The following is a 26,689-nucleotide window of genomic DNA, read 5'->3' as shown; positions in this document are numbered from 1 at the left end:
CCTCCAGTTATTATTTGTTTTCTTCAATGATTTTGATGCCCCAGGGCTCAAGGCCCAAGTCCGTCTTGGCGGCCACGCTGACGCCCGACAAAAGCTCCTTGCCGGCGGCGAACTGGTAGGACAGGGTTTGCGGCGTCGCGGAATAGTTCAGGACATAATGGACGTTGTGGCCATTCTGCAAAGTGCCGGAACGCACAATGACCGGGAAGCGCGCCCCGGACGAACGATCAGCTACGCCCGCGCTTTGGACTTCCTGCGCCATGATCTTGTCGATCAGGGCATCGGTGGGCATGAAGCCGATATAGGTTACCTGCCCCTTGCCGTACTGATTGCGCGTCACGGCGGCATAGTCCGGCCAGGCCGAATGTTTATAGCGCGCCACCACCTTGGCCGTGGTCGGCGTCACAAATTCCATCCACCAGCGCGCCTTGTTATCCGCCTCGGCAACACCAAACGGATCGCCTTCGAGCGACACATTCTCCGGGATTGTGAACTGGTTGTATTTTATGCCGGCCGCCTCGGCGATATGGCCGGGCTGGCTTTCATAACGCACCTTGGTGTTCTCGTCGGAGAACCCGCTCTTGAAGGTATAGACGATGTGCCCGCCCTTTTTGGCAAAGGCGTTCAGGCGGTCGATCTCGGCATCGCTGGCGGCATAGAGCGCCGGCACGATGATCAGTTGATAATCGTCCAGGGGCGTGGTCGATGACGGCGACAGGATATCGACCTCGACATTCTGGCGATAGAGCGAATCGTAGAAGGGCCGCAGCACCTCGTTGTAGCCGATGCTCCTGCCCTCGGCATTCATCTTGAAAGAGTCAAAGCCACTGAGCGCCGTGTTGCTGACATAGATGGCGACCTTGTTATGCTTGCGCATATGGACGAGCTTCGGCCCCAGGCGCTTGAAATCGGCGCCGATGGTCTTGGCCTCCTCATAGGTGGCGTTCGGCTGGTAATCCTGAGAGAGCAGTCCGCGCCAGTAGGTCTCGATAGCATTGGCGGTCGTCGCCCAGTGCCAGTATTCCACCATATCGGCGCCGGATGCCAGATGACTGAACGCCTGCAAACGCAACTGTCCGGGATAGGGCGTCCACTCGGGGAAGCCCTGCGCCTCGGTTTCCAGCACCAGGTAGTTCTGACCGTTCTTCATCGAGCGGGTGACATCGCCGCCAAAGGCGATCTCGGCGCCGGTCAGCTTGTCCTGACTGGGATGATAGATATCGATGCCGGCGATATCGAGCGGTTTGGCGGCTTCCCAGTGATTGACCTCCGGCTGGATGCCGTAGGAATAGCCACGCCAGCCGAGGTCGAAATTCTGCGTGATGAACTGATCCGGCCGGGCATGGGCACGCACCAGGCCCGCCTGCCAGGTCAGGAAGTCGGTGACCAGGCCGCGCTGGTATTCGGCAAAAGCATTGCTCAGGCTGGCATTGATGGAACCATTGACCGAGGGAAAGTCTTCCCAGGTGTTGATCCGGTTGCTCCAGTAGTCGAGACCAAAGGCTTTATTCAGATCGTCAAGATCCGGATATGTCTGCTTCATGTGCGCCACGAAGCCGGCCTGCACATTAGGGCCTGACGTTCCGTAAGCCTTGGTCTCGTTATCGACCTGATAGCCGATGACCGCCGGATTATCCTTTACATGATCGATCAGGGCGATGATCACCCGCTCGGCCGCCCGGCGATAATCGGGATCGGTGATATCCATATTTTGCCGCGGGCCGTATCTGTTTGGCCCCTGCGGCGTGATGGCCAGCACATTGGGATGCGCGCGGACGAGCCAGGTCGGGACCGCATAGGTGGGCGTGCCGATGATCACCTTGATGCCCTGCCGGTTCATGGCCGCCAGGGTGCGATCGATATGGCTGAAATCGAAGACGCCTTCCTGCGGCTCCAGCGTGCCCCAGGTGGATTCCGCGATACGGACAACGGAAATACCCGCCGCCTTCATCATGCGCGCGTCTTCCTCGACACGGTCGACCGGCGTGTATTCGTCGTAATAGGCCACGCCGAACAGGACCGTATCCGGCTTTTTCGGTTCGGCATCAGCGGCGCCCGACCAGAGACCAAACAAGCCGGTCAGCGCGGACAGCGTGATGGCGAGGGATTTGCGTGTTCTCATGGATGGGCCCCTGTCTGATATTAATGGGGCCGAATCCGTCCGGACCGGCCCCAAGAACTTGAAATCCAGCAATAATGAGGGGGCCGCAAGGCGCGGCCCCCTCATTCATCAGTTATATTTGAAACGAACAGACAGGCCATAGTAGCGGCCTTCGTCACGGATATCACGGACGAACTTTGCGTGCGCATTGCCGTCATACTCGTGGAAGTTATGGAACGGTTGCGCCAGCAGGTTGGAGGCATCCAGGTTGATCGTGTAAGCGTCGTTCGGCGAATAGCTGAGCGAATAGTCTAGGCGGTTCACAGCTTCCGTACCTTCACCTTCCCAAGAGCCCTTGCGGTTATCATAGGAGTTGATCCAGCGAGAGCGGCCGTTATAGGACAGACGCGTGGAGATCTTACCCTTTTCGTAGAACAGAGCCAGGTTATAGCTCCAGTTCGACACGCCCTGGATTTTCACCATCTGCTTCGAGTGGTCGATAGCGTCCGGCAGTTCATTGTACGCATCGATATAGGTAACGTTTGCCTGAACACCGAGACCATTCCACGCCCCCGGCAGGAAGTCGAAGAAGGTTTGACCGGCAACTTCCACACCCTTGATCTTGCCGGCGCCAGCGTTTTCAGGACGCGAAACTTCAAGAACACCGTAAATCGGGTCATTGGTCCGGGTCGTATAGTTGCTGATGAAGCCGAAGAGGTCGTGGTAGAACACGGCCACGCTCGCCGAGGTATTCGCCTCCGGATAGTATTCCCAGGTGACGTCGTAATTCGTCGACGTCAGCGGCTTCAGGTCCGGATTACCGGCGGAACCATAGGCATCGGCCGGATCAGGATTGTTGCCGCCCGTGCTCGGATCGAACTGCGTAATACTATACGCCGGGTTGAGCTGACTGAAATCCGGACGCGTGCGGGTCTTAGTCACCCCCAAACGAATCTGCATTTCGCTGTTCGGCTTCAGGCGCATGCTGAAATTAGGCAGAACATCGATGTAGTTCTGATCAATGGTTTTCGGAACGCCGGTTTCGACATTGTTCCACTTCACGCGCGAATATCCGCTGTATTTGCCGACCGTATTGACCACACGCACACCAATCACACCGTCAACATCCGAGTTGAAGAAGTGGGTTTGATAGTGCTCCTGGGCATAAGCTGTACGGGTCGCTTCCTTGGCGGTGAAACCACGGAATGGATCATAGCCCATGAGGATCGGGGTGTACTGCGCCACGCCACCAGTATTCCCCATTTGGGCAAGCGCCGCGCGGGTCTCGTTCACCAGCAGCGTCGTGTTGTCTACAATGCCGGCACGCGAAGGCTGCAGGTAGTTCCGGAAGCCCTGATCACTGCCCCTGAAAGTATCTTGCGTGAGAGACAGTTCGCCAACACCGATCGAGTCGAACGGAATGGCGAGCGGCAACACCCAACCATAACGATCATTGGCTTCGTAGAAGGCGTTACGATCCGAGTAACGCAGGCCGGCTTTCAACTGTTTGAAGATACCCCAATCGGTATCATAGACCGCATCGCCACGCCATTGGATACCGTTGCCGCCAACCTTGTAGATGCTTTCATAATAGCCGCGCCAGACATAATTGCTGGCATCCGAGACATCCAGACCTTCGGCCGACCAGGCAGCGCCACCGTCAGTGACATAGCTGACATTAATCGGATAGGATTGCTTGAGCGCCGAGTCGAGGCTCCATGACGAGTTCGAATAGAGGCTGTTGGTATAGGCCAGATCAGTGGAGAGCTTCAGCTTGCCGCTGGTCCAACTGCCGCCCACAGCGATCTGCTGCGTGTCGGTGCGGTCAAATCCTGTCGAGCGGTAGAACTGGATCGGATCACCGCCCGTGTTGGTCATACTGGCGATCTGATTGGTGCCTTCCTGCATCACGACATTGGTCTTTGTACCGCTCCACAACGGTGCCATGGCCCAGTCATTCCAGTGTTCGGCGCGATAGGCCTGCCACAGGAAGTCGGCGTAAAGTTCGGTTTGATCGTTCGGGCGCCATTGCAGCGTGGCATTGGCCGAAGGTCGCCAGCGGTGGCCGGTATCCATATAAACGCCAACCTGGTCCGGATACCTGGGCAATGAAGGATCCGCAGTGGAATTGGCTATATAACCAGTTGCCCAGCGCACGGCATTGCGGAAATCCTGCTCGGTGTAGGAGAGGTTCAGCAGGGCGCCCATTTCACCGGCGCCGGTCATCCAGCGATCGGTAACCAGCACGTTGCCGTTGGTATTGAACTTGCCGTTCTGGTCGTTATAGGTCTCGCGGACGGCACCATCGATTTCAAAGCCCTTGAAATCGAACGGGCGGCGGGTGCGGACATTGATCAGGCCGGCCAGGCCCGGCTCCAGCAGGTCAGCCGTGCCGGATTTGTAGACCTCCATGCCGGCCAGGGCGCCGGACGGGAAATCCTGCATCTGAACGCGGCGCAGTTCGGCGGTTGAAATATCGCGGCCATTGACGGTCGTGGCCACATCTGGCAGGCCACGCACCAGCACGCCGCTGCCTTCATCGCTGCCATGCGTAATCTGAACGCCCGGCAGGCGCGCCAGCGATTCGGCCGCGTTCACGTCGGGTAGCTTGCCAATATCTTCGGCCACGACGGCGTCGATGATCAGATCAGACCGGCGCTTGATTTGTTGGGCAGAGCGCAGACTGGCGCGATAGCCCTTGACCACGATGACGGTCAGATCGTCCTTGTCCTTGGCTTTTTCGGTAGCCGTCTGGTCGGCGCTGGTCGCAGCCGTCCCTTGGGGCGCCTCTTGGGCCGCCTCCTGGGCGAACGCGGCGCCGCCAGCCATCATCAGCACGACGGACGCAGATGCAAGTAATCTCATTTTGGACTTCATAAAGTTCCCTCCTGTTTCTTCTGTCGGCGTCACGGCGCCGGTTGAGAGTATTTGTACGACAATATGATTTTATTTTCAAATCGGATTTATATAGAATGACTAATGGGGCGGCGTCGTAACAATTATGCAACAACCGCACACCAGCCCCCAAATGCAAAAGGGTTTCACCGCACCGCAAAAATAACAAAATATATTGATTGCATTGAGATATTTTAAAAATTACCACCGTTAACCCGCCTAAAATGAGCAAGGGGGCAAACCACACCTCGCAGCGAGGCTGAATTTAATCATACCATTTTGAAAACAATCGACTCTTTAAAGCCGATTATTTTCAATTCCTGTCGCCGCAATGGAAGTCAGTATCCAAAAATGCGGCATTAAACCCGGAGGCCGTTACGCTTTCACCAGTCCCGGCAAATCCCAGATTTCATTTGGCCCGCCGGCCAGGGTGCGCTCGCCCGCCTCATGCAGATCGAGCACGACCACTTCATTGACGCCCGGCTTCAGCCAGGGCCCCGGTACGAACATGGCGCGTTGCGGACCGACCGACCAGTAACGGCCGAGATTACGCCCGTTGACGAACACATAGCCTTTGCCCCAGCCGCGCATATCCAGGAAGGTGAAGCCCGGCACGGCGCCATCCGCCGTTACAGTGAAAGTGCCGCGATAGAAGGCCGGCCCGGCAACAGGCTTCGCGGCAAACGTCAGTCCTGAAATATCATCAAACGTGACCCCCGCCTGCTCCCATCCGGTAAGCGGCGCGCCATTCAGCATGGCCTGGCCGATCAGGCCCTTCTGGTCGCGGCCGATGTTCTTGCCGTAATTGCAATGACCGTGGGTATCGACCCAGATTTCCAGCACCGCCCCTTTGGCGACATCGATTGCGACGGAGGTTTCTTTCAGGCGGCGATCGAGCGTTGCCACCGTGATCCCATTTACCCGCACCAGGGCATAGTCGCGCACATCATCGAATTTCAGCACGCCCGACAAGGGCTTTTCCGCGCGGTGACGGTAGACCATCAGGCCGTGCATCTGGCCCAGCGCATCCAGCGATTTCGGTGACGACTGGCGCATCGGCTTGTCTAGAAGCGCCTCCAGAGGCGCCGCTTCCGTCAGGCGGAAACGCGGCACCGTCACCGGCGCCTCGGCAGGCGGCAGGGGGCGCAAAGGCTTCCGCCGGGAGATAGTTCTGGAACAGGGCCTTTACCGCCGCATATTTGGGCGTCGGCCGACCGGCCTCGTCCAGGATGGCGTCGTAATCATAGCTGGAGATATCGGCGCTGTAGCCCTTGGAATCCCAGTTGGCGCCCGCATACCAACCGAATGACGTGCCGCCGTGCAGCATATAGAAACTGATCGACATCTTGCGGTCGAGCATCCATTTCAGGCTGTCAATGAGAGGCGGAATCTCCATGGTCGTGTGCAGATCGCCGAAGGCGTCATACCAGCCACCCCAGAGCTCCGAATTGAAGAAGGGCCCATCGCTGCGCACCTTGGCACGCGCTGCGAACTCTTCTTCCGCCTTGTAGTTGGTGCCGAAATTGATACCGGCAACGATACCCGGCAAAGACCCGTTGGCGACAAACTGTGATGGATCGGCCGTGTAAAGCAGGCCCGTGAACCCGGCATCACGCTCGGCCTCCATGACCTGGCGCATGTAGTCATGATCGGTACCGAAAGCGCCGTATTCGTTTTCGATCTGGGTCAGAATGATCGGCCCGCCATTATCGATCAGCAGCGGCACCAGTTCCTGGCCCAGACGCTTGAACCACGCCTTCATTGGTCCGACAAATTTGGGGTCGCTGGTGCGGGCGATGCCGGTTTCTTCCGGGAACAACCAGGCCGGCAGGCCGCCACTGTCCCATTCGGCACAGACATAAGGGCCAGGCCGCAGGTTCACCCACAGCCCTTCTTCCTGCGCCAGCCTGATATAGGCCGCAACATCGAGATTGCCGCTGAAATCAAAGACGCCTGGTGACGTCTCGTGGGCATTCCAGAAGACATAGGTGGTCAGGGTATTGAGCCCCAAGGATTTGAGCTTGCGCAGGCGATCGCGCCAGTATTCGCGCGGAATGCGGGGATAGTGCATTTCGCCCGCCAGGATCTGAAACGGCCTGCCATCGAGCACGAACTGGTCATTCGTCACAGTAAAACGCGACGCGGTCTTTGCGCCGGCCACACCGGACAAGGCGATCACCGCGCCGCCGCCGACCACCGACGCCAGGAAATTCCGGCGTGTTTGTTTTATCTGACTCATTCGTTCCTCCTGGGTCAGGCTGCGCAAACACAGGCACACCCAACGCTCACATTTAGTGCGATTAATTTATTCGCCACTTGGAAGGAATTTTCAGAAATGCAGCCTGCCGAACCAAAAAATACAGAATTTTCGTATGCAGCAGGCCATCCTATAAGCGGCCACGCCTATGAATTATCACACAATAAGAATACAGCAATTATAAAATGTGATTTATTGCCGAATTATCGCGCTTCGCCTTCAACCTCGCGCCGCTTTTGCGACCGGCGGGTGTCTTCCAGCGCCAGGCGCACCAGGGTCTCCATCGACCAGCGCGCCGCCCGGCCGTCTCCTGCCTCGATGGCCTCAAAGACGCGCGCATGATCCTGCCAACTGCTGCGCAGATCCTTGGGGTCCGTCGATTTCAGACGGGTCGACCAGGCAATGGCCGCCGCGATCGAACTGTTGAGAGAGATCAAAACCTCGTTGCGCGTCGCGATCAGCAAAGTCTTGTGAAAATCGATATCCGCCAGCCGGCCGGTCTCGGTGGCCAGGGTCTCCACGCGCATCACCTCCAGCGCGTGACGCATACGCTCGACCTCTTCCGCCGTGCGGCGTTCGGCAGCCAGTTCCGCCGCGGCCGGCTCATTGATCAGGCGCAACTCGAACAGGCCGTGGATAAAGTCCTCCGTCGGCGTGGTCTCGAACATCCAGCCCATGACTTCCGGATCGAGCAGATTCCAGTTCGTGCGTTCGCGTACGCGCGTACCGCGCTTGGGCCGGCTATCGACAAATCCCTTGGCGGCCAGAATTTTCAAGGCTTCGCGGTAAGGCGTGCGGGAAATATTCAGCGCCTCGCTGGAATCGAGTTGGAAGGGCAATGTATCACCCGGCCTGTAGACACCATTCAGGATATCGACGGCCAGCCGATGCGCCAGGGTACCATGCAGCCGCCCATGGGAGACCGCTTCCTCATAGGTCGAATCGCCAAATCCCTGCAGGTCGGGACCATTTCCGTTCTCAGTCATGCCTCATACCGCTCCCAATGCCTTTGCTTTATGAGCGAGGCCGCCTTCCGGCGCAAGGCGGTAGTCACGACCGCGCCGTCACAATAAAGGTGGTCACCGATAATGGCGGCACCACCAGCCCCTGCCCAAGAGGTTCGGCCTCGCCGGCCGTTACCGCCCGATGCGTCTGGTCCGTTACAATCCGGGTGACGCGATAACCCGTTTTCATACCGGGAAAGTCAATATTCAGGCGGCGCTCATAAAGCCCAGGATTGACATGGACGACCACGAACGACTGGCCATCCGGCCGGACCGCCACGACCGTATCCATATCATCCACCGGCAGGAAGCGATCGCCCGGCCGGATATAGCGGGAGAAATTGGCCATGGCGCCGTATTTCGAGGTGATATTGATCTTCGGGTCTGTCGGATTGGCGTAATCCATCTTGATCAGCCCCCAGTTCGACCCCCAGTTCGCCCCCTCGCCCGATTCCATCGTCTCGCGCTCAACCGCCTGCCACAGCACCCATGCCACTGGCTGCATACGGTTGATGTCGCTGACGATTTGCTCGCCCAAGGCAATAGCCGGACGCATATCGCCGAAATCCTGCGTCACATTGGGCGGCGACAGATCCACCTCGGACATCCACAGGCGCTTACCGGTAACCCGCGCGATATCGCGCACTGCCGTCTTGCCAGTCGTATCGTAGCTGTGTGCATTGATCTGATCGATCGCGGCCCTGGCCGCATCGTCCAGCCCTGCCCAGTCCTGAACAAAGGTTTGCGCATTGGTCTCGTCAATGCCGGAAATCTGGGTGTCCGATTTCTGCGCGCGCAAGGCTTTGCGGACCGCCTTCAAGATCAGCGACTGCCGGGCCGGCGACCAGTGCGCGCCCTCCTGCGTGTTGGCGGCATACCAGTAAGGCGTGCCCGGCTCGTTGACCGGCGACAGGGTGCGGAAATGGATATGGTGCCGCTTTTCCAGCTCCAGAGTCACTCTGACCAGATAATCCGCGAATTTATCTTCGTAACCGGGCCGCAGATTGTCATCCAGGCCGCCGGCATTGCCCGAAACCCGCCCACTCACCGTCATAAAGTAAGGCGGCGAGTTGGAAAACGCTTCAAAAATCTGTTCCCGCACCGGCACCCGCGTCCGGATGGCATCCAGCCACCAGCGCTGCCCCGCATCCGCCGACCAGTCCCACTGCGACGGCTCGTCGGGATGCCACCAGTCCATACCGTCAGCACCGGCCGGCCGGCGCCAGAAGCCGGGGATATCAGCCCCCAGCCGCAGATAGGTTTCCGTTTCGGGCGCATTGCCGCCGCCAATATTATAACGGGATATATTGAATTTCAGGCCATCGGCGCCATAGAGCAAATCCGCCAGATGCTCTCGCTGCGCCGGCGGCAGTTTCCCCGTCACATTGGCAAACCAGGCCAGGGCCGTGCCCCATCCCTCGAAAGGCTTGCCGGGTTCGGCCCAACGCGGGGCGATTCTGACCGTCACGACCTGGCTGGTTACTGAAGGCGCGGCCGCAACGGCTTGCGACGCGCAAGGTCCCATTGCAGCAAGCAGGCTGGCCAGTCCACAGGCCCAGCCCTTTACTTCGCTCCTGATCCCGCGAGGCATACGCCCTCCTTCCATGGCACGGTCGGATACTTTAGTGAGGAAAAAAGCCGTGTACAGCCTCGCTTAGCCAACAAGGGGTGGTCGGTCAGGCAAGGCTATGCACGGTAATGACCCAGGCGACAGCTGTCGAGTTAAGAAGGGACCAGGGAGAGCGAACCTTTCCGGAACCTTAGGCGGAAACCGGCACCAAACGCGCACCAACCACATAACCAGCCTAAAGTTCACCGCAATTAAATCATACTTATTTCTCAACGCAAGCAAAATTGTACGATCATTAAAAGGCGCATCTCGCCCCTGCATATTGATCACATAACAACAAAATTCGGATCCAAACGCCAAAGCCTTGCAAGGCATGAAACTGAGCCCTGTTGACATCCGGATTACCACGCACATTAATGCGATTAAATGTCGCAACATTTCGTCGCCACCATTGTCTCCGCCCAAAAGATAGAAGTGTATATGGACCTGCCGCAGGCAATGAATTACGAACGGAGTCCGGGCACGCCGAAGCGTATCAAAGACCCGTTCGGCACAGGCGGGATGCGATGACTTCAAATTTTCTATCTCCCCTCGATATCGCCATCACCCTCATCTATGCGCTTGCCATTTTCAGCCTGGCGCAATTTGTCTCAAATCGCAGCGCCAATGTCCGGGCCAGCCCGAAGGGCTACTTCTTTGCCGGCAACCAGTTGCCCTGGTGGGCCATAGGCGCCTCCCTGATTGCCGCCAACATCTCGGCCGAGCAGATCATCGGCATGTCCGGTTCGGGTTTTCGCATCGGCCTGGCGGTCGCCTCCTATGAATGGATGTCGGCCGCCACCCTGCTGCTGGTCGGCAAGTTCGTGCTGCCCGTGTTCTTCAGCACCGGCAGTCTCACCATGCCGGGCTTCCTCGCCCGGCGCTTCGGGCCCAGCGTTCGTTACCTGATGGCCATATTCTGGCTGGGCCAATACATACTGATCAATCTCACGGCCATCCTGTGGCTGGGGGGAACGGCGGTCACCACGGTCACCGGCATGGACCCGATGCTGGCCCTGATCCTGCTCGGGTGTTTTGCCCTGGCCTATCAGTTTTCCGGCGGTCTGAAAGCCGTCGCCCTGACCGATGTGGTCCAGGTGTCGCTCCTGACCCTGGGCGGCCTGATCATTCTGGCGGTCACGCTGAGCCAGATCGGCGGCCGGGCGTCACTGCCCGGCATTGCCAACGGCTTTCATGTCCTGATGACGCGCTTTCCCGACCACTTCCATATGATCCTGCCCAAAACCAGTCCGCACTATAAGGATCTGCCGGGCATCGCCGTCCTGGTCGGCGGCATGTGGATCATGAACCTGTCCTACTGGGGGTTCAACCAGTACATCATCCAGCGCGCCCTGGCCGGAAAATCCCTGCCGGAAGCGCAAAAAGGCATCGCCTTCGCCGCCTATCTCAAACTGCTGATGCCGGTCATCGTTGTCCTGCCCGGCATGGCCGCCCTCGTCCTGGCCCCTGATATCACCCGTTCCGATCAGGCTTATCCGACCATGATGACCCTGCTGCCACCCGGCTGCCTGGGCCTTGTCTTCGCGGCCCTCGCCGCCGCCATCGTCGCCTCTTCGGCCTCAAAAATCAATTCGATCGCCACCATCTTCACCATGGATATCGTCAAGCCGGCCCTCCCCGCTCTTTCCGACCAGACACTGGTGTCCATCGGGCGGATCGCCTCGGTCGGCGCTCTTGCGATTGCCATCCTGGTCGCCAAACCCTTGCTCGGCAATTTTGATCAGGTATTCCAGTTTGGTCAGAGCCTGACGGGATTTTTCGCGCCAGGCATAGTGGTGATCTTCGCGCTCGGCATGTGCTGGAAACGCTGCACGACCGCTGGTGCCTTTTCGGCGATCGCCACAGGTTTTGTCATGTCATGTGCCTTTTACGGCGCCGCCCACCTCCATCAGCACCCGGAAATTGACGGCGCCTTCCCCGCATGGATCATCGCACACATACCCGACATGCCGTTTCTTAATCGGGTCGGCTGGGTATTCTGGATCTCATTACTCACCTGTATCGGCGTCTCGCTGATGACGAGCGAGCCGTCTTCAGAGGCGGTTGTAGATTTGACCCGTATAGACTTTCGGACCACGCGGGTCTTCAATATTGCCGGTGTCGGCGTTCTGGTCGTGCTGACGATCATCTATGTCGTTCTGTGGTGACAGATAGTCGGGCGGGCAATGACGCCCCTTAAATCATATTAATTTATGTTAGGATATGAGATTAAAAACAATTTTCTTGAATTTTCGGATAAAATCGCGTCTTTCTAAGTTTATAAAATCATACTTAAAAATGACCACATCCAGTTGAGCGGATATACATTTCAATGGGCACAACCCAGGATACGGGTATAAAGGCTGCGATCGGTTCGACCGGTATGGCGCAGTCTCCGCTCCAGGCCGGAACCATGCTCAGGCAAGCCATTTTTTATGGACTTCTGTGCGCAGGCACCGGGGCGAGCCTGCCATTCCTACCTTCCTGGCTACGACAGAATGAGATGTCAGCCACGCAGATTGGCTGGATTCTGGCGGTTCCCCTGATCGCCCGTGCGATCACTGGCCCCCTGTCCGGATTATGGGCGGATCGGTTCGTCAAGTATCGGACTCCTCTTCTATGTCTGGCCTTGTCAGCCACCGCGGCCTACGCCCTGATGGGGATTATTTCGGTTCCCGTCACCGAACGCTTCTATTGGTTCATCGGCCTGTTCAGCATAGGCTTTACCGCCATCGCCAGCATTACACCGCTGCTGGATGCCATGACCATGCAACTGGGACGCAGCGGCGGCTTCAGTTTTTCCTGGGTGAGGGCCAGCGGATCGGCCGCGTTCATATTCGCCAATATTTCCCTGGGCTATCTGCTCCAGATGGTGGGGGTGGACGCGGTCCTGGCCTGGATGGTCGCCTCGGCGCTACTGGTAAGCCTGGCGGCGAGGTTTCTGCTTCCGCCTAGTGCGCGAATCGATCCGTTATTGCTGCCGCGCCGGGACACTCCCAGCCTGACGCGCCTGGCAACTCTGCTGAAAAACAAGCGCTTCGTGCTTTTGATCATCGCGTTAGGCTGCATGCAGGCGGCACACAGCTACTATTATGCCTTTTCGACGCTGCTATGGGAAAAGGACGGCCTGTCACCCACCCTTTGCGGCTACCTGTGGGCCTTCGCGGTTGTGAGCGAACTTGTCTTCCTGGGCCTGGGTGGACGGTTTCGCCACCGCCTCGGCCCCTGGCGGCTGCTCATGCTTGGCGCGGCCGCCGGCGTTCTGCGCTGGGGCCTCATGTCGGTCACGTCCGACATCTGGCTTCTGTGGCCCATGCAGGCCCTGCATGGCTTCACCTTCGTCGCCATATATCTCGCCGGCCTCGAACTGGTCTTCCTGCTGGTGCCTCAAGGTTATGAGGGCCTCGGACAGGCGATTAATTCGGCCTATGCCAGCGGCACACTGACCGGATTTGGCATGGTGTTCTCCGGCACCATATATGAAGCCTTCGGCGCCCGCGGCTATGGCTTCATGGCCGCCCTGTGCCTCTTGGGCCTGGGCATAGCCTTATGGCTCTACATGACCCGAAACGACATGAAGGCTGCGTGATGGACCGGGCTTTCAGATGCACAAAAGCCGCCTGACATTTCTGCCTTACGGATTTGGTTGTGGGCGGGGCACCCCTACCGATTATCAATATGCCCTTCTGAAAATGGCTTAGTCGCATCATCGGTAAGCAGATGTTGCAGCACCCGTTTTTCCAGCACCAGCAGCGCGCCGGCGCCGTTGGTGCGCATGACGAGGCCCAGGCTGAGCGCCCTCGCCGCGTCATGTACCGCCCCCGCCAGTCGCAGAAATTCCGGCCGCCCCCGCCCATCCGTGCCATGCAGGGCGCAGAGCTGACGCCAGTCTTGCACGAAACTCTCCAGCAAATGGCCAAACCGCGCGGCATCGGCGTTCCCATTTATGGCTATCAGCTCGGCGCGCAGGTCGTCGATCAGCCACTGCACCTCGGCGGCGGGCATGACAGGCGCGCGCTGATTGGTCTCGGTCAGCAATTGCGAATTGGCCAAAGGATTAAAGGCCAGTGTGCGCCACTGGTTACGTGGCGGTATTTGACCGGTCGCAAATTGCCAGAAAGCCGCTGTTCCGGTGGTATCGGCAACCAGATGAATGCGCGCCTCGCTGGATCCGTTTTCTACATGATGCCGGCGCCAGTTGTCGAATATCCAGGCTTCCCCGGCCGCCATATGCACCGCTTGCCCATCACAGTGGAAACGTACGGCTTCGTTCGTAAAAACAGGAATATGCACCCGCACCCGCGTGTGCCAGTGATAATTGGTGTCTGCGTGCTCGGGCACACCCGCGCCTGGGGCCAGGCGCATCAGGCGTGATCGGCTCCATACCACGCCGAAGCCGGCCAGGACTTGACGTACATAGGGCATCGCCTTCAGCCATGGCGTAGGCAACATCGGGCCGTGAACAGAATCCGTCTCGGCTCCTTTGGCGCTGATCAGGCGTGCCGCGCTGTTTCCGGGCACCCCGTCGGGATGCGAGACCCAGGCCTCGGTTGGCAAGGCGGCGACCTCGGCCTGCAGGCGCGTCACGTCGAAAAGCACTGGAAGCTGGAAGAAGGGTTGCGACAGCTTCATATCAGCGCCTGTAATCCGCCAGAGCATCACCCAGCGCATGGCTTAGATCATCGAGCCACGGCGCGAAGTTTTGCCATTGATCGAGTCCCTCACGGTTGATTGGCCGGCGCACCTGCTCGGAACTGGGGGTGCGCACGCTGCGCCGTGTCTCGTGGAAGGCCAGGCAAGCCGGTTCGAAAGGCAGGCCGCAATGCCTCAGCATTCGCTGCACGCTGCCTTCGATATCACCAACCACATCCTCATAATGCACGCGTAACACCCGGCCCGGCAGCACCTTGTCCCAATGGCGCATCAGGTCGAGATAGGCGCGATAGTGGCGGCCCATATGGACAGGATCGTAGGAGAATTCCTGGTTTATGGTTCCGAACAATTGCTTGAGGTTGCTGAAACCGCAGGCCATGGGTTCGCGCCGGATATCGATGATGGTGGCGCGCGGCAGGATCAGATGGATCAGGCCGATGTGCCAGAAATTGTTGGGCATCTTGTCGATGAAGAACGGCTTGCCCAATCGCCGGAAGGTGCGGGTCTCGGCGAGGAAACGCTTGCCCAGCGCGCGCGCCGCGTCCGGGGACAGGCGCCGCAGGGCCTCGACATCCAGCGGCAAGCCGCATTCCGGGTCCTGGCCGCACAGCTCGGCGGCATAGCGTCCGATCAGGGTCAGTTCCTGCGTGCCTTCGACTTCCGAATGGGAGGCGGGGATCTGTTCGATCAGGGTAGAGCCCGAACGCGGCAGCCCAAGGACGAAGATGGGCGCCGGATCTGCCAGACCCCAGCCGGATCGTTCGGCAAAAAAATCGGCGGTAAAGACGGATTTAAGCCGGGCGAGAGCGGCCTCCGCCACTTCCGGGCGATAGCGGGCAGTTTCACGACGCACCGCATTGCCCTTGGTGTAATATGCCCACGATCCCTCATATTCGGCCCGATCCTCCAGCGCCTTGCCCAGGGCGAAGCAGAGATAGATACGATCCATGTCCTGAAGACCCGACGCGGATTCCGCCGCCCTCATGCGCACGATGTCGTCGTCGCTGAAGCGCCAGGTTTTCAGATTGGCCAGCCCAAACCAGGCGACGCCCTGATCTGGCAGGGCCTCCAGCGCGGCGCGATAGTCGGCGATGGCTTCCGTCTGGTTGCCGGTGATCTTCAGCGCGGCCGCCCGCCACAGCCGCAAATCGGCGATTTCGGCGGCGGATTGCCCCTCCCCGGCCAGCAGCCGTTCATAGATGGCGATTAAAGGTTCATAGTCACCGAGGCCGATGCAGGCGGCGGCATATTGCTTGAGATAATCGCGGTTGTCCGGATCGCAGGCGAGCAGGTGCCCGGCTTGTTGCCGCGCAGGCAGGTGCTTCTGTTGCTGCAACAGCACCATGGCGTAATCCAGCCGCGCCTCATGATAATCCGGCGCACTAGCGAGCACCGCTTCCAGCAGGGCCTCGGCCTCTTCCGTCGCGCCGCTTTCCTGGCGGATTCGCGCCAGAAGACGCAGTGCACCGACATTGCCACCTTCCCGGCGCAGGTAATCACGGATGATCTGTTCCGCCGGGTCAAGGTCGCCATCGGCCAGCAGGCTGTTGGCCATCACCACTTCCCTGGGCAACTGCTTCAGAGTGCAGAGATGTCGTGCCGCCATGGTCGCCTGGGCGGTATCGCCTGCACGTCTGCTGAGCTGTTCCAGCATGTCCCAACTCGCTGGCAGGGTCGGATTCAGGCCTACCGCCGCGTGCAGCGCGGCCATGGCCGCAGGCGCATCGCCTAGCCCGATATGGCAATGGGCACGCTCCTGGTAGAGGCGACTGAAGCGGGGATATGCCGCCTCCAGCCGCACCAGGACGGCCAGGGCCTCCGGAATACGCTGGCGGCTGCGCAAATCCCGGGCCTTCTGCAACAAGGCGTCGCGGTCTTTTAAATCGGCGTCGATATCCGTAATGGTCATCGCGCCACTCCCGCCGAAGAACAGGACAGCAGGTATGGCTCCAGCCAATCCGGCTCCGGCTGGTCGGCGTCGTAATATTCGAAGATCAGGTGAATGCGGTCGGTAGCGCCATCATTGCGCACCCAGTGCGGGCCGAGATTGCCGACCTCCACCGCCTCGCCCGCCGGTAACCTGCGTTCGGCGCCGCCGAAAAAGGACACCACGCCGGGGTTTGTCGTCAGGGGAACGTGTATCTTGTGCGGCCACTTTGCCGCCGGACCGGCGTCGATATGCGGATGGATTATTCCACCAACCGGCATCCGGGCCAGCATTACCCGCGGAAATACGCCACGCGCATAGCCATAGTCACTGACGGCCTGTGCAAGCACTGGCTCCAACAGGTTGCGCCACTGCGCCCAGGCCGGTCGGTCGTGGGATCCGCGCCAGTCACGGGTGTCATCGATAAAACGAAAGACGATATGACGTGTCGTATCCAGAACGTCGAACCGATTCGGCTTGCCGGCATTTTCCGCCTCCCAGACATCTTCCGGAATGGCCAGTACGGTCGCTTTCAGGGCGGAAATATCGACGGGACCGAGGGGGCGGACGCCCGTGGTCTTGCGCGGATTGGCAGCGGGCTTGGCGGTCATTGCAAGCCCTCGAAACTGTAGCCGAACAGGTCGATATCCTGGGCATAGCGCGCGGCCACGCCGTCAATCAGGGCCTGGTCGTAATAGCGGCGATAATCATCGCGCTTTGTGCCGTTGACGCGGTCCAGCGGGCGCGACGGAATGCCGATCCGCGCGCAGATGGAGTCGTACGAGCCCTGCATGTCCTCCACTCGACCGACCATATCCGTCAATAAGGTCCTGCCGTCCTGAGCCACCAGTAGTGACCCCTGCGGCTGGAACAGGATGTGCCTTTCCGGAGGATCGCGGAACAGAAAATGATGCATGGCCTCGCGCGGCCATTTCTGGAAATCGTCACCACCGCGCAGCATGAAGGCGCAATACGAGACGAAGCGGTCGAAGGGATTGCGCACGAAGGCGAATTTGAAATAGCCCGTGAAGGCGTCTTCGCAAAGATATGGCCGCACCTGCCGCAGGGACAGATGGCCATGCTGGATCGCCGCCAGCTCTTGCCATGGGAAGCGCTTGTCCACGAACAGCCCCACCTGCTCGACATCCTCGTCACCAAGCTGTTCACGCAGGGCCTGGCGCACGGCATGGGTGCCGGTCTTGGGCACGGCGGTGAAGATGAAACGGTGACGATGGGAAATGATCATGTTTTTTACGGGAAAAGCGCTCCTACCGAAAAGCCGGCAGGAGCGCGCAATCTTTAAAGTCAGATTATCAGAATTTATAGCTCAGCCCGACCATGTAGGTCGTGCCGCTCTGATTCTGATTGTAGAGATACTCGTTCTGCCCCCAGAACTGCGTATCCTTCTGGTTGGTCAGATTAACCGCATCCAGGGTGAGTTGCAGGTTCGTGTTGACGTTCCAGAAGGCCGCGGCATCTATGTAGGTCGAGTCCTGGAAGCCGCGCGTGTCGGCGCTCATCACGGAGGGGTTGCGTCCGCTGAACCACTTGCTGCGGTGGCTCATGGATGCGCGCGCCCCCAGGTCTTGGTTTCATAGTAGAGCGTGGCGTTATAGCTGGTCTGCGATATGCCGGTGATCTCAGGCGGCGTATCGACATAGGTGTAGTTTGCCACCACGCCGAAGTTGTCGAACGGTGCCGGCAGGAAGGATAACTGGCTTTGCGCCGCCAGTTCCACACCGGTTATCTTCTTGGTGCCGGATACGTTGATCGGCATCGAAAATTCATCAATGAGGGTGTCGGCCGTTGCGCCCGGCACCGTACCTGCCGGGATACCTGCCTGCGCGAAGGTGAGCGCATTGCCATCTTCGACCGTATAGTCAGCCGAACTGATGAAATTGGTGATGTCTTTCTGGAATACGCCCGCCGACAGCAACCCCACCTTGCCGAAATAATATTCCACCGCCAGGTCGAGGGTGTTGTCCTTATAGGGCTTGAGGTCGGGATTGCCGCGAGACGCGCTGATCTTACCGCTATCCTCGTCCTTGAAGGCACTGCCCTTGGCGGCCATCGAACCCAGTCCCGGACGATTCAGGTTTTGCGTGGCAGAGAAGCGCAGAAGCACCTCCGGCGTCAGCTCCAGAACCGTATTCAGAGCCGGCAGGATACCGGAATAGCTGCCTTTCACGTCCGTCGTCCCCAGATAGGCGTAACTGTCGCCCTGAATCCAACCGGTGCTATGGGTCTTGGTTTCATAGCTGCGCAAGCCGACATTACCACGGAAGCGTTTGCCCATAAGCTCGCTGTCCCAGTCCGTCTGCACGTAGCCGGAAACGGTTTCTTCCGAGGTTTCATAGACGTTCTCGATGTCCTGAATGACCCCACCCGTACCATCGGGCTTAGCTTCCAGGCGATGATATTCGTCGTACTTCTTGAACGCCTTATCATAGTCGCCGATCAGCCACGAACCGAATTCATTGGTGAATACCGAGGTGATGTCGGCAACGGAATCACCACGCATCTCCCCGGTAGTGCCGTTAACACCGCCGTCATAGAAATAGTCTGCGCCGCCCTGTGTGAACTTGTGGTAAGCCACACCGCCCCGCAGGGTCCAGACGTCATTCAGCTTGTAACGCGCGTTCAGCACGCCTTCTTTCAGCTCCGACTGATTGTGGAAGGCGCGGTAGTAGAAGTTATCCATCGCGTAATTGGCAGGATCGGTCGCATCAAAGCCCGGATAAGAGAAAGATGCCGATTTGCCGTCGATCCCATAATCGGCGATCAGATTGCCCTTGGCGCGCATATACAGCTTGTCATCATAGGGCGTTTCGTAGGTCGACTTCTCGTAACCGATGTGGCCGTCAATCAACAGGCGATCGGAAACGTCCCACTTCAGGGTCAGGGCTGCCTGATTGAAGCGGTTTTCGTTCAGTTCGCGGCGGTGTTCGCTGCCGAAGGTGACATTGCTGACATCGGTCATGGTGACATAGCCGCTGTTATCGACCCTGAAATCGTTCAGCACCGAGCCATTCTGGAATTGCGCGGGCCAGGGCGCCCCCTTCGCACCGTCAAGCGTGGTAGAACCGAAGCCGTTCAGCGGTCGCGTGGCGAGGTGCAGTTCATCACGATGGGTCGTGACCTCGCCATGCAGCATGTCAAGCGTCAGCTCCATATTGTCGGTCGGCTTCCACTGGAAGGCCGCCGTCACGCCCAGACGCTCCAGTTTGGCGTCCCAGGAGGAAATGCGGTTGCCATCGGCGAAATAGAGGTCGCCCGCCAGGAAACGGGTCTGCTGCGCGGCGCTTAGATGGGAGATGTCCAGACCTTTGGCAACCAGATTATAGGCATCACCTTGAGGGTTGCCATTCTCATCCAGGGTTGTCGCCCCCAGATGGCTGTAATTATAGGTATTGTGGCCCTGCTCCGTGGTCTCGCGCTTGGTATAGGCGACCGAGATCAAGGCACCGAACTTGTTGTCCCAGTTATAGCTGAACAGACCGGCGACGCGCGGTTGCGTGTCCTTGGTATACTGGTTGGTGCCCAGCTTGGCCACAATCGCTGCCTTGGGGCCTGGGCCATAATCGAACGGCTTGCCGGTGAACAGGCCGACCGTGCCGGCCATGCCGCCTTCGTTCTGGGCTGCCTGGTAGGTCTTCTCGACTTCCACTTTCGAGAACAGTTCCGAGGCGAAAATGTTGAAATCGAAAGCGCGATCGCGGGTACGCTGGCCACGGCTGTCCTGGGCGGAGTCGACATTGCCCAGCACTTCCATGCCGTTGAGCTGCACGCGGCTGAAATCAGGCCCGAGGCCGCGCAAGGATACGCGGCGGCCTTCGCCGGCTTCGCGAGTGATCTGCACGCCCGGCAGACGCTGCAGGGATTCGGCCAGGTTCAGTTCCGGGAATTTCGCCATGTCTTCGGCGACAATCACGTCCTTCTGGATATCCGATTTCTTCTTTATATCTCGTGCGGCGCCCAGCGACTTGCGAAAACCGGTGACGACCACCTCCGTTGTGTCATCGGCGGACGTGGTCGCAGCCGCTGTGTCCTGAGCGGCGGCCAGGGCAGGAATAAGGGCGCAAAGGGAGCCCAGGGCGGCGCTCATCAGAATGCGGTGGCGGAAATTGACGGTGTGCCTGGCCGGCAGCGAGAGGGGGGGAAGGCATGAAAGTCTCCGATCGTGTCCAATAGCCTGGCATGCGATGCTTCGTTTCGCATTGGCGCGACGGGATCGTCCTCGTCACGACACTGCCTGAATTGAAGCCCTTCGGCAGGACGAAAGGCGCAGGAGGTCGCGCCTTCCGACACCTGTCGAAAGCTCATCAGGCAAGTTTTTCACCAAGCCATGATTGTTAATATGAAGCCATTACTGAATGTATTAAAATAAATCTGGAGTAAACCAGTTTCGTTAGACTAAAGAAATATTATTTAAACTTAGAAATATTTACATAAAATTGTCACATATTCGTGGTTCATTATCAAGTTACGGTCGATCATGCCGGCCCGGCCGGTGGTAAATCCATATATAAGACCGGGTGTATGCGCTGTCAGCGGCCGCGAATATCGACACAGACCTTCAGGGCGTCATGACGCCAGTGTTCGATATCGTATTCCACCACACGCCCGAGCGCGTCATAGCAGATGCGCCGAAGCCGCAGGCCCGGCAGGCCCGTCTTGATGCGCAGGGCGCTGGCCTCATCGCCGGTCAGGGCGCAGGGCTGCATCTCCACCCAGTTGCGCTCCAGGCTGATATTGTAATTGTCCCGCAGCAAGCTGGTCAAAGACTGATCGAGATTGTGCTGGATCACGCCAGGCGCCACCTCAGGCAGAACATAGATGCGTTCAAGCAGCACGGCCCGTCCATCAATGTAGCGGCGACGGCGGATTTCATAGATCGGCGTATCGGGCGCAATCGACAGTATCTCGGCAACAGCCGGCGGCGCGGATATTTCATGGGCTGAGAGGGTCTCGGTCAGTGGCACCCGCCCCTGCGCACTGACATAGGACATAAAACCTTCCAGGCGCGTTGGATCATATACCACGGGCGGCGGCGCCACATACCAGCCCGAACGATCCTTGCGGTAGATCAGGCCTTCGGCTTCAAGCTGAATCAGGGCCGCGCGCACCGTGCCGCGCGCCGCCCCCGTGCCGATCTGCAACTGACGCTCGGACGGCAGGCAGGCGCCCTGTGCTAGGTCGCCACTTTCGATACGGGCGGCAATGCTGTCCCGCACACCGAGATAATGCCTTAGGTTGCCGGCTTCCGCTCCCGGTTCGGCCATGTCCATCCACCAGTCGGGCCGGGCGAGCGAGCGTTTGGTGGTCATGCGGACAAACTTTCAGGCAAGGTAGCGGACAGCGATCTAACGCCCATAGATCAGTTCGCGGGCTTTTGCTACCGCGATGCCGCAAGGCCTGCAATCATCGGCAGATAGGTGTCGAAGCCGGCCATCTCCAGGCCGACCACCTTGCCCAGCTCGTCATAGGCCCGCAGCTTCAGCGCATCCATATGATAGGGCTCGGCAAGGAAGGCCTCGACCTCCTCCGCGCTCATGACGCCCCCCTGCAGGGTGAAGCTTTGCAGCGAGGCGCCGCTTAAGGATTCGAGATAGGCCGGATTGGTGGTGGCCAGGTAGCGCTTGGCGCGGACATGCAGGGCGATCGGCTCGGTAACGCCCTTCGGCAGATGACGGGCCAGGAAGCCGGACCCAATGCGCTCATGCCTTGTATCTATGCCGCGATCCGCCGCGTCCTCGCCGAACTTGTGCAGCAGATGACCAATATCATGCAGCAGGGCAGCGACGATCAGTTCATCGCTGGCGCCCTCAGCGCGGGCATGATGGGCGCACTGCTCGGCGTGCTCGCGCTGGCTGATGTCCTCGCCATAATGGTCATTCCCCCGACTGGCATAGGTCTCCCGCACATGATCGATAAAATCCTGGGCATTATCAGCAGGCGGGGACACGCAATCAGCAGGCAGGGTCATCAAGGTCTCGATTCATAAGAACAATTATCTGGTCTATACCAACGTGCACGCCCTGCCACAAATGAATTTCGCCCCCGTGATGTGAAACTTACGCGACAAAATTGTCATGAAAAATTCAAGCACCGCGAAAATTGCCTGGTCTATACCAGCGGCCAACAGATTTCCGCAGGGCCTGCTTCATGACCACACCTTCCGCCAACCGTCGCCAGCTTCTGCAAATGACCGCTGCAGGCTTAGGGACTGCCGCCCTTGCTTCCCTGCAAAAAGCGATGGCGACGCCCGCTAATAATAAGACCGGCACGATCATGGATGTCGAGCACGTCGTCATTTTCATGCAGGAAAACCGCGCCTTCGACCACTATTTCGGCACCTTTCCCGGTGTACGCGGCCAGGGCGATCCGCGTCCGCTTCGCCTGCGCAATGGCCACAGCGTCTGGCGTCAACCCAGCGACCAGCATCCGGACGGCTATGTCATGCCCTACTGGGCCGATTCGAAGACCGCCAATGCCTATGTCGTCGATGGCGCCGACCAGGGCCACGATGCTGCGACGATTATCGTCAATGGCGGCCACTATGATCAGTGGGGCGTCTCCAAGCAATTGCACAACCGCATGACGCACTACAAGGCATCGGACCTGCCTTTCTACCATGCGCTGGCCGCCAACTTCACCATCTGCGACGCCTACCACTGCTCGACCCTGACCCAGACCTATCCGAATCGCCTGCACCTGTGGACCGGCAGCAATGGCGCCGGAAAGGTGGGGGGCGAGCCGGTGCTGTCCAACTACGGCGAGGACGAGACCCCTTCGGCGGACATGGCCGAGGACCGGCCGATCGACGCCTATACCTGGACCACCTATGCCGAGCGGCTGGAAAAAGCCGGCATCGAATGGAAGGTCTATCAGGAATACGACAATTTCGGCGACAATATCCTGTCGGTCTTCAAGCCCTTCCGTCCGTGCGACAAAAATTCGACCCTCTACAAACGTGGTCGGTCGTGGGTTTCTGAACACAAGACCGGCGCGGACCGCACGCGTTCCGACGGCCAGCAACTGGTCGAGGCCTTCCGCGCCGATATCGCCGCAGGCAGGCTGCCACAGGTGTCATGGATCGTCACCGCTGCGGCGCTTTCCGAACATCCAAGCTGGACACCCGCCGATGGCGAAAATGTCTGCGCCAAGCTGATCGAGGCCCTGACCGACCATCCGGAAGTCTTCGCCAAGACGGTCTTCATTATCAATTATGACGAGGCCGGCGGCCTCTACGATCACATGCTGCCCCCCTCGCCGCCCGCCGATGAAACCCAGGGCTGGAGCGGAGTCAGCGTCGCCGGCGAATTCAAGGACTATGGCAACGAGCCCGGCAACCCGAACAAAGGCCTGCAACCGCTGGGCCTCGGCATCCGCGTCCCGGCCATGGTTGTCTCGCCTTGGAGCCGTGGAGGCTATGTCTGCTCCGAGGTTTTCGACCACGTTTCGACCCTCAAGTTCCTCGAAAAGCGTTTCGGCGTCATGGAACCGAACATCAGCGACTGGCGCCGCGCCATCAGCGGCGACCTGACATCGGCTTTTGATTTCAAGACCCCGAACGCCGACCTGTCGCAGTTGAACCTGCCTTCGACCGACGATTACAAGGCCCGCCTTGCCCATGCCGCCACGCAGCCCTCGCTGAAGATCCCCGATGTGCAGACCGCCGGTGGCCAGCCGGCCGAACAACGCCCGGCGCGGCCCCTGCCCTATGACCTGGGCGCCAATGTCCGCCAGAGCGGCAAGGATGTGCTGATCGACCTTGGCAATACCGGCACCAAGGCAGCGGTCTTCACCATCCACGACTACGCGCCCTATAATGTCACTGGGCCGTGGCGCTATACGCTTGATGCCGGCCAGTCCTATCAGGCCGGCCACTGGAACCATCGCGGTCGCGAAGTCTATGATCTGGCCGTGCACGGTCCGAACGGCTTTTATCGTCACTTCAAAGGCCGCCAGCGTGACGACGACAAGCTTGTGCCCGATCCGGTCATGGTCGTGGTCAGTGAAAGCGCGAAAACGGGCGAACTGACCCTGGCCCTGCAAAACACCAGCGGCGCGGCGGTCGAGATCAGCCTTAACAGTGATCCGCGCTACAGCCAGTCCGCGCGCACCATCCGCCTGGCCACCAATGCCGTCGAGACCGTCCGCCTTGATCTGGCCGCCTCCGACCACTGGTACGACCTGACCCTGAAGATCACCGGCAATGACCAGTGGCTTCGCCGCTATGCCGGCCACATCGAAACCGGCCGCGCCAGCCGCACCGATCCCGGCATCGGCGCGATGGTCGTCTGATGACGGCCACCTATGATGTGGCCATAGTGGGTGGCGGAATCCTCGGTCTGGCCCACGCCCGGACCGCCGTGAAGGCCGGCCTGAAAGTCGCGCTGTTCGAGCGCCATGCCCGCGCCACCGGCGCCTCGATCCGCAATTTCGGCTTTATTACTGTCACCGGCCAGCAGCGCGGCGATTTTCACGGCCTCGCCATGCGGACGCGCGACCTGTGGCTGGAAGCGGCCGCCGAGGCTGGCATCGAAATCGTCCAGCGCGGCCTCTATGTCAGCGCCCGCTACGCCGAATCCCAGGCGGTTCTGCGCGCCTTTCTCGATACCGAGATGGGCGAAGGCTGCCGCCTGCTGACACCAGCGGAGGCGCCCTTTCTGGCCGATGGCCAGCGCGCCATCCTGCATTCACCGCATGATATTCGCGTCGAATCGCGCACCGCCATTCCGAAACTGACTGCATGGCTCGGAGGACGCGCCGACCTGCACTACGGCGTCACAGTCACCGGCGTCGAAAGCGGCCGTCTGCATACCTCGATGGGAGAGATCAATGCCGGGCGCATCATCGTCTGTCCCGGCGATGACCTGACCGGCCTGTTCGCCGATCGTATCAGGGCCCATAACATCTCACGCTGCCGGTTGCAGATGTTGCGTCTGGCTGATCCCGGTTTCCGCCTGCCTGGCGCGATTATGTCCGATCTCAGCCTGATCCGCTATCTTGGCTATGCCGACCTGCCCGAAGCCGTCGCGCTGAAAACCCGCCTGGAAGCCGAACACGCCGAACATTTGGCCAATGGCGTTCACCTGATCGTGGTGCAAAACGCCGATGGCTCGCTAGTGGTTGGCGACAGCCACCACTATGGCGACGCGCCGGCCCCCTTCACCGCCGAAGCGGTTGATCAACTCATCCTCGACGAATACCGCGCCGTTCTCGGCGCCCCACCGCCCGTCATCGAACGCTGGAGCGGCACCTACGCCACCTCGCCTGATCAGCTTTTCCTGATCGACCAGCCCCTGCCCGATGTCCGGCTGGTGGTCGTCACCTGCGGCGCGGGCGCCTCCACATCCTTCGGCATCGCCGAACGCACTTTCCAAAGCTTCTGAGGTTTCCATGACGTCTCCAATCAAGGCATTCATCTTCGACTGGGCTGGCACCATGGTTGATTTCGGCAGCCTGGCGCCGGTGCGTGCCCTGCAATCGGTCTTCGCGCTCGAAGGCATTGACCTGACCATGTCCGAGGCCCGCGCCGACATGGGCATGGCCAAGCGCGCCCATATCACCGCCATCCTCAGCCGCGAGCCGATGCGGTTGCAATGGCGCGCCATTAAGGGCCACGACGCCGGACCCGCCGACATCGACCACCTGTTCAACGCCATCGGCCCGCTGATGGAACGCGTCGCCACCGAATGCGCCGTGCTGATCCCCGGCGCCGCTGACCTAGTCAAACTGCTGCGTTCCAAAGGCGTCCGCATTGGTTCCGGCACCGGCTACAGCCGCGAAATGATGGCCGGCATCCTGCCGGCCGCCGCCGCGCAGGGCTACAGTCCCGATCTCGTGGTCTGCGCCGGCGAAACCGCCGAGGGCCGCCCCTCACCGCTGATGACCTGGAAAGCCATGGTCGATCTCGGCGTCTGGCCGGCGCGCGCCTGCGTCAAGGTCGATGACGCCACGGTCGGCATCGAGGAAGGCCGCGAGGCCGGAGTCTGGACCATCGGCGTGGCGGCCAGCGGCAACGGTACCGGCCTCGACCTCGCCGAGTTCACCGCCCTGTCATCAGAGGATCGCAAAATCCGTGTAGCGGCTTCTGCGGAAGCCCTGCGCGAGGCCGGCGCGGATTTCGTGGTGAACAGCGTCGCCGACATCGCCGACCTGCTGCCCGAACTCGAAGCCCGCATCACCGCTGGCGTCTATCCCGGCGTCCTGCCGACCGAAATCCGTATCTGAGGCC

At 59.7% G+C, this 26,689-nt stretch carries 17 protein-coding genes and 1 pseudogene; 5 read left to right on the top strand and 13 right to left on the bottom strand.

Annotation, left to right across the window (positions count from 1 at the left end):
• Positions 1-10: 10 nt before the first annotated feature.
• The 6 genes from NVV72_11835 to NVV72_11810 form a co-directional block, all read right to left on the bottom strand.
• Complete coding sequence (locus tag NVV72_11835; GenBank protein MCR6659983.1) at positions 11-2,122, bottom strand: beta-galactosidase; 2,112 nt, start codon at positions 2,120-2,122, stop codon at positions 11-13.
• Between the two features lie 108 nt (positions 2,123-2,230).
• On the bottom strand, positions 2,231-4,978 hold the full coding sequence (locus NVV72_11830) for a TonB-dependent receptor (GenBank protein MCR6659982.1): 2,748 nt from the start codon (positions 4,976-4,978) through the stop codon (positions 2,231-2,233).
• A 393-nt stretch (positions 4,979-5,371) separates the two neighbouring features.
• Positions 5,372-6,052, bottom strand: coding sequence for a hypothetical protein (locus NVV72_11825; protein MCR6659981.1), 681 nt, complete (start codon positions 6,050-6,052; stop codon positions 5,372-5,374).
• Positions 5,943-7,235, bottom strand: a complete 1,293-nt coding sequence (locus NVV72_11820) for a beta-galactosidase (protein MCR6659980.1) — start codon at positions 7,233-7,235, stop codon at positions 5,943-5,945. Before NVV72_11820 ends, NVV72_11825 begins: the two co-directional genes overlap by 110 nt.
• 221 nt (positions 7,236-7,456) lie before the next feature.
• Positions 7,457-8,239 (bottom strand): FadR family transcriptional regulator, encoded by a 783-nt coding sequence (locus tag NVV72_11815; protein ID MCR6659979.1) that lies wholly within the window; start codon positions 8,237-8,239, stop codon positions 7,457-7,459.
• A 64-nt stretch (positions 8,240-8,303) separates the two neighbouring features.
• Positions 8,304-9,848, bottom strand: coding sequence for a glycosyl hydrolase (locus NVV72_11810; GenBank protein ID MCR6659978.1), 1,545 nt, complete (start codon positions 9,846-9,848; stop codon positions 8,304-8,306).
• Positions 9,849-10,393: 545 nt separating this feature from the next.
• Between NVV72_11810 and NVV72_11805 the strand changes: the two genes are divergently transcribed.
• Both NVV72_11805 and NVV72_11800 read left to right on the top strand, forming a co-directional pair.
• Complete coding sequence (locus NVV72_11805; protein ID MCR6659977.1) at positions 10,394-12,034, top strand: sodium/solute symporter; 1,641 nt, start codon at positions 10,394-10,396, stop codon at positions 12,032-12,034.
• A gap of 245 nt (positions 12,035-12,279) precedes the next feature.
• Positions 12,280-13,455, top strand: a complete 1,176-nt coding sequence (locus tag NVV72_11800; protein ID MCR6659976.1) for an MFS transporter — start codon at positions 12,280-12,282, stop codon at positions 13,453-13,455.
• Positions 13,456-13,529: 74 nt separating this feature from the next.
• Here the strand turns inward: NVV72_11800 and NVV72_11795 are convergent, their stop codons facing one another.
• The 7 genes and pseudogenes from NVV72_11795 to NVV72_11765 all read right to left on the bottom strand — a co-directional run bounded on the left by NVV72_11795 (position 13,530) and on the right by NVV72_11765 (position 22,432).
• Complete coding sequence (locus tag NVV72_11795; protein ID MCR6659975.1) at positions 13,530-14,498, bottom strand: aspartyl/asparaginyl beta-hydroxylase domain-containing protein; 969 nt, start codon at positions 14,496-14,498, stop codon at positions 13,530-13,532.
• Position 14,499: 1 nt separating this feature from the next.
• Positions 14,500-16,428, bottom strand: a complete 1,929-nt coding sequence (locus tag NVV72_11790; GenBank protein MCR6659974.1) for a sulfotransferase — start codon at positions 16,426-16,428, stop codon at positions 14,500-14,502.
• On the bottom strand, positions 16,425-17,057 hold the full coding sequence (locus NVV72_11785; protein ID MCR6659973.1) for an aspartyl/asparaginyl beta-hydroxylase domain-containing protein: 633 nt from the start codon (positions 17,055-17,057) through the stop codon (positions 16,425-16,427). Before NVV72_11785 ends, NVV72_11790 begins: the two co-directional genes overlap by 4 nt.
• On the bottom strand, positions 17,054-17,692 hold the full coding sequence (locus tag NVV72_11780; GenBank protein ID MCR6659972.1) for a sulfotransferase family protein: 639 nt from the start codon (positions 17,690-17,692) through the stop codon (positions 17,054-17,056). The genes NVV72_11785 and NVV72_11780 overlap by 4 nt, the downstream gene beginning before the upstream one ends.
• Before the next feature lie 67 nt (positions 17,693-17,759).
• A pseudogene (locus NVV72_11775) lies at positions 17,760-20,551 on the bottom strand (TonB-dependent receptor).
• Between the two features lie 442 nt (positions 20,552-20,993).
• Positions 20,994-21,773, bottom strand: a complete 780-nt coding sequence (locus NVV72_11770; GenBank protein MCR6659971.1) for a UTRA domain-containing protein — start codon at positions 21,771-21,773, stop codon at positions 20,994-20,996.
• Positions 21,774-21,841: 68 nt separating this feature from the next.
• Complete coding sequence (locus NVV72_11765) at positions 21,842-22,432, bottom strand: HD domain-containing protein (GenBank protein MCR6659970.1); 591 nt, start codon at positions 22,430-22,432, stop codon at positions 21,842-21,844.
• Positions 22,433-22,611: 179 nt separating this feature from the next.
• Between NVV72_11765 and NVV72_11760 the strand changes: the two genes are divergently transcribed.
• The 3 genes from NVV72_11760 to NVV72_11750 are packed head-to-tail and all read left to right on the top strand — an operon-like array spanning position 22,612 to position 26,685.
• Positions 22,612-24,753 (top strand): phospholipase C, phosphocholine-specific, encoded by a 2,142-nt coding sequence (locus NVV72_11760; protein MCR6659969.1) that lies wholly within the window; start codon positions 22,612-22,614, stop codon positions 24,751-24,753.
• Entirely contained in the window at positions 24,753-25,844 is a 1,092-nt protein-coding gene (locus NVV72_11755; GenBank protein MCR6659968.1) for a TIGR03364 family FAD-dependent oxidoreductase, read from the top strand. The genes NVV72_11760 and NVV72_11755 overlap by 1 nt, the downstream gene beginning before the upstream one ends.
• A 7-nt stretch (positions 25,845-25,851) precedes the next feature.
• Entirely contained in the window at positions 25,852-26,685 is an 834-nt protein-coding gene (locus tag NVV72_11750; protein MCR6659967.1) for a phosphonoacetaldehyde hydrolase, read from the top strand.
• The last annotated feature ends 4 nt before the right edge of the window (positions 26,686-26,689 follow it).

This window comes from Asticcacaulis sp. (assembly GCA_024707255.1).
GTDB lineage: Bacteria > Pseudomonadota > Alphaproteobacteria > Caulobacterales > Caulobacteraceae > Asticcacaulis.
Note: the sequence above shows the minus strand (reverse complement) of the source record. Positions and strands in the feature narration are given on the sequence as shown.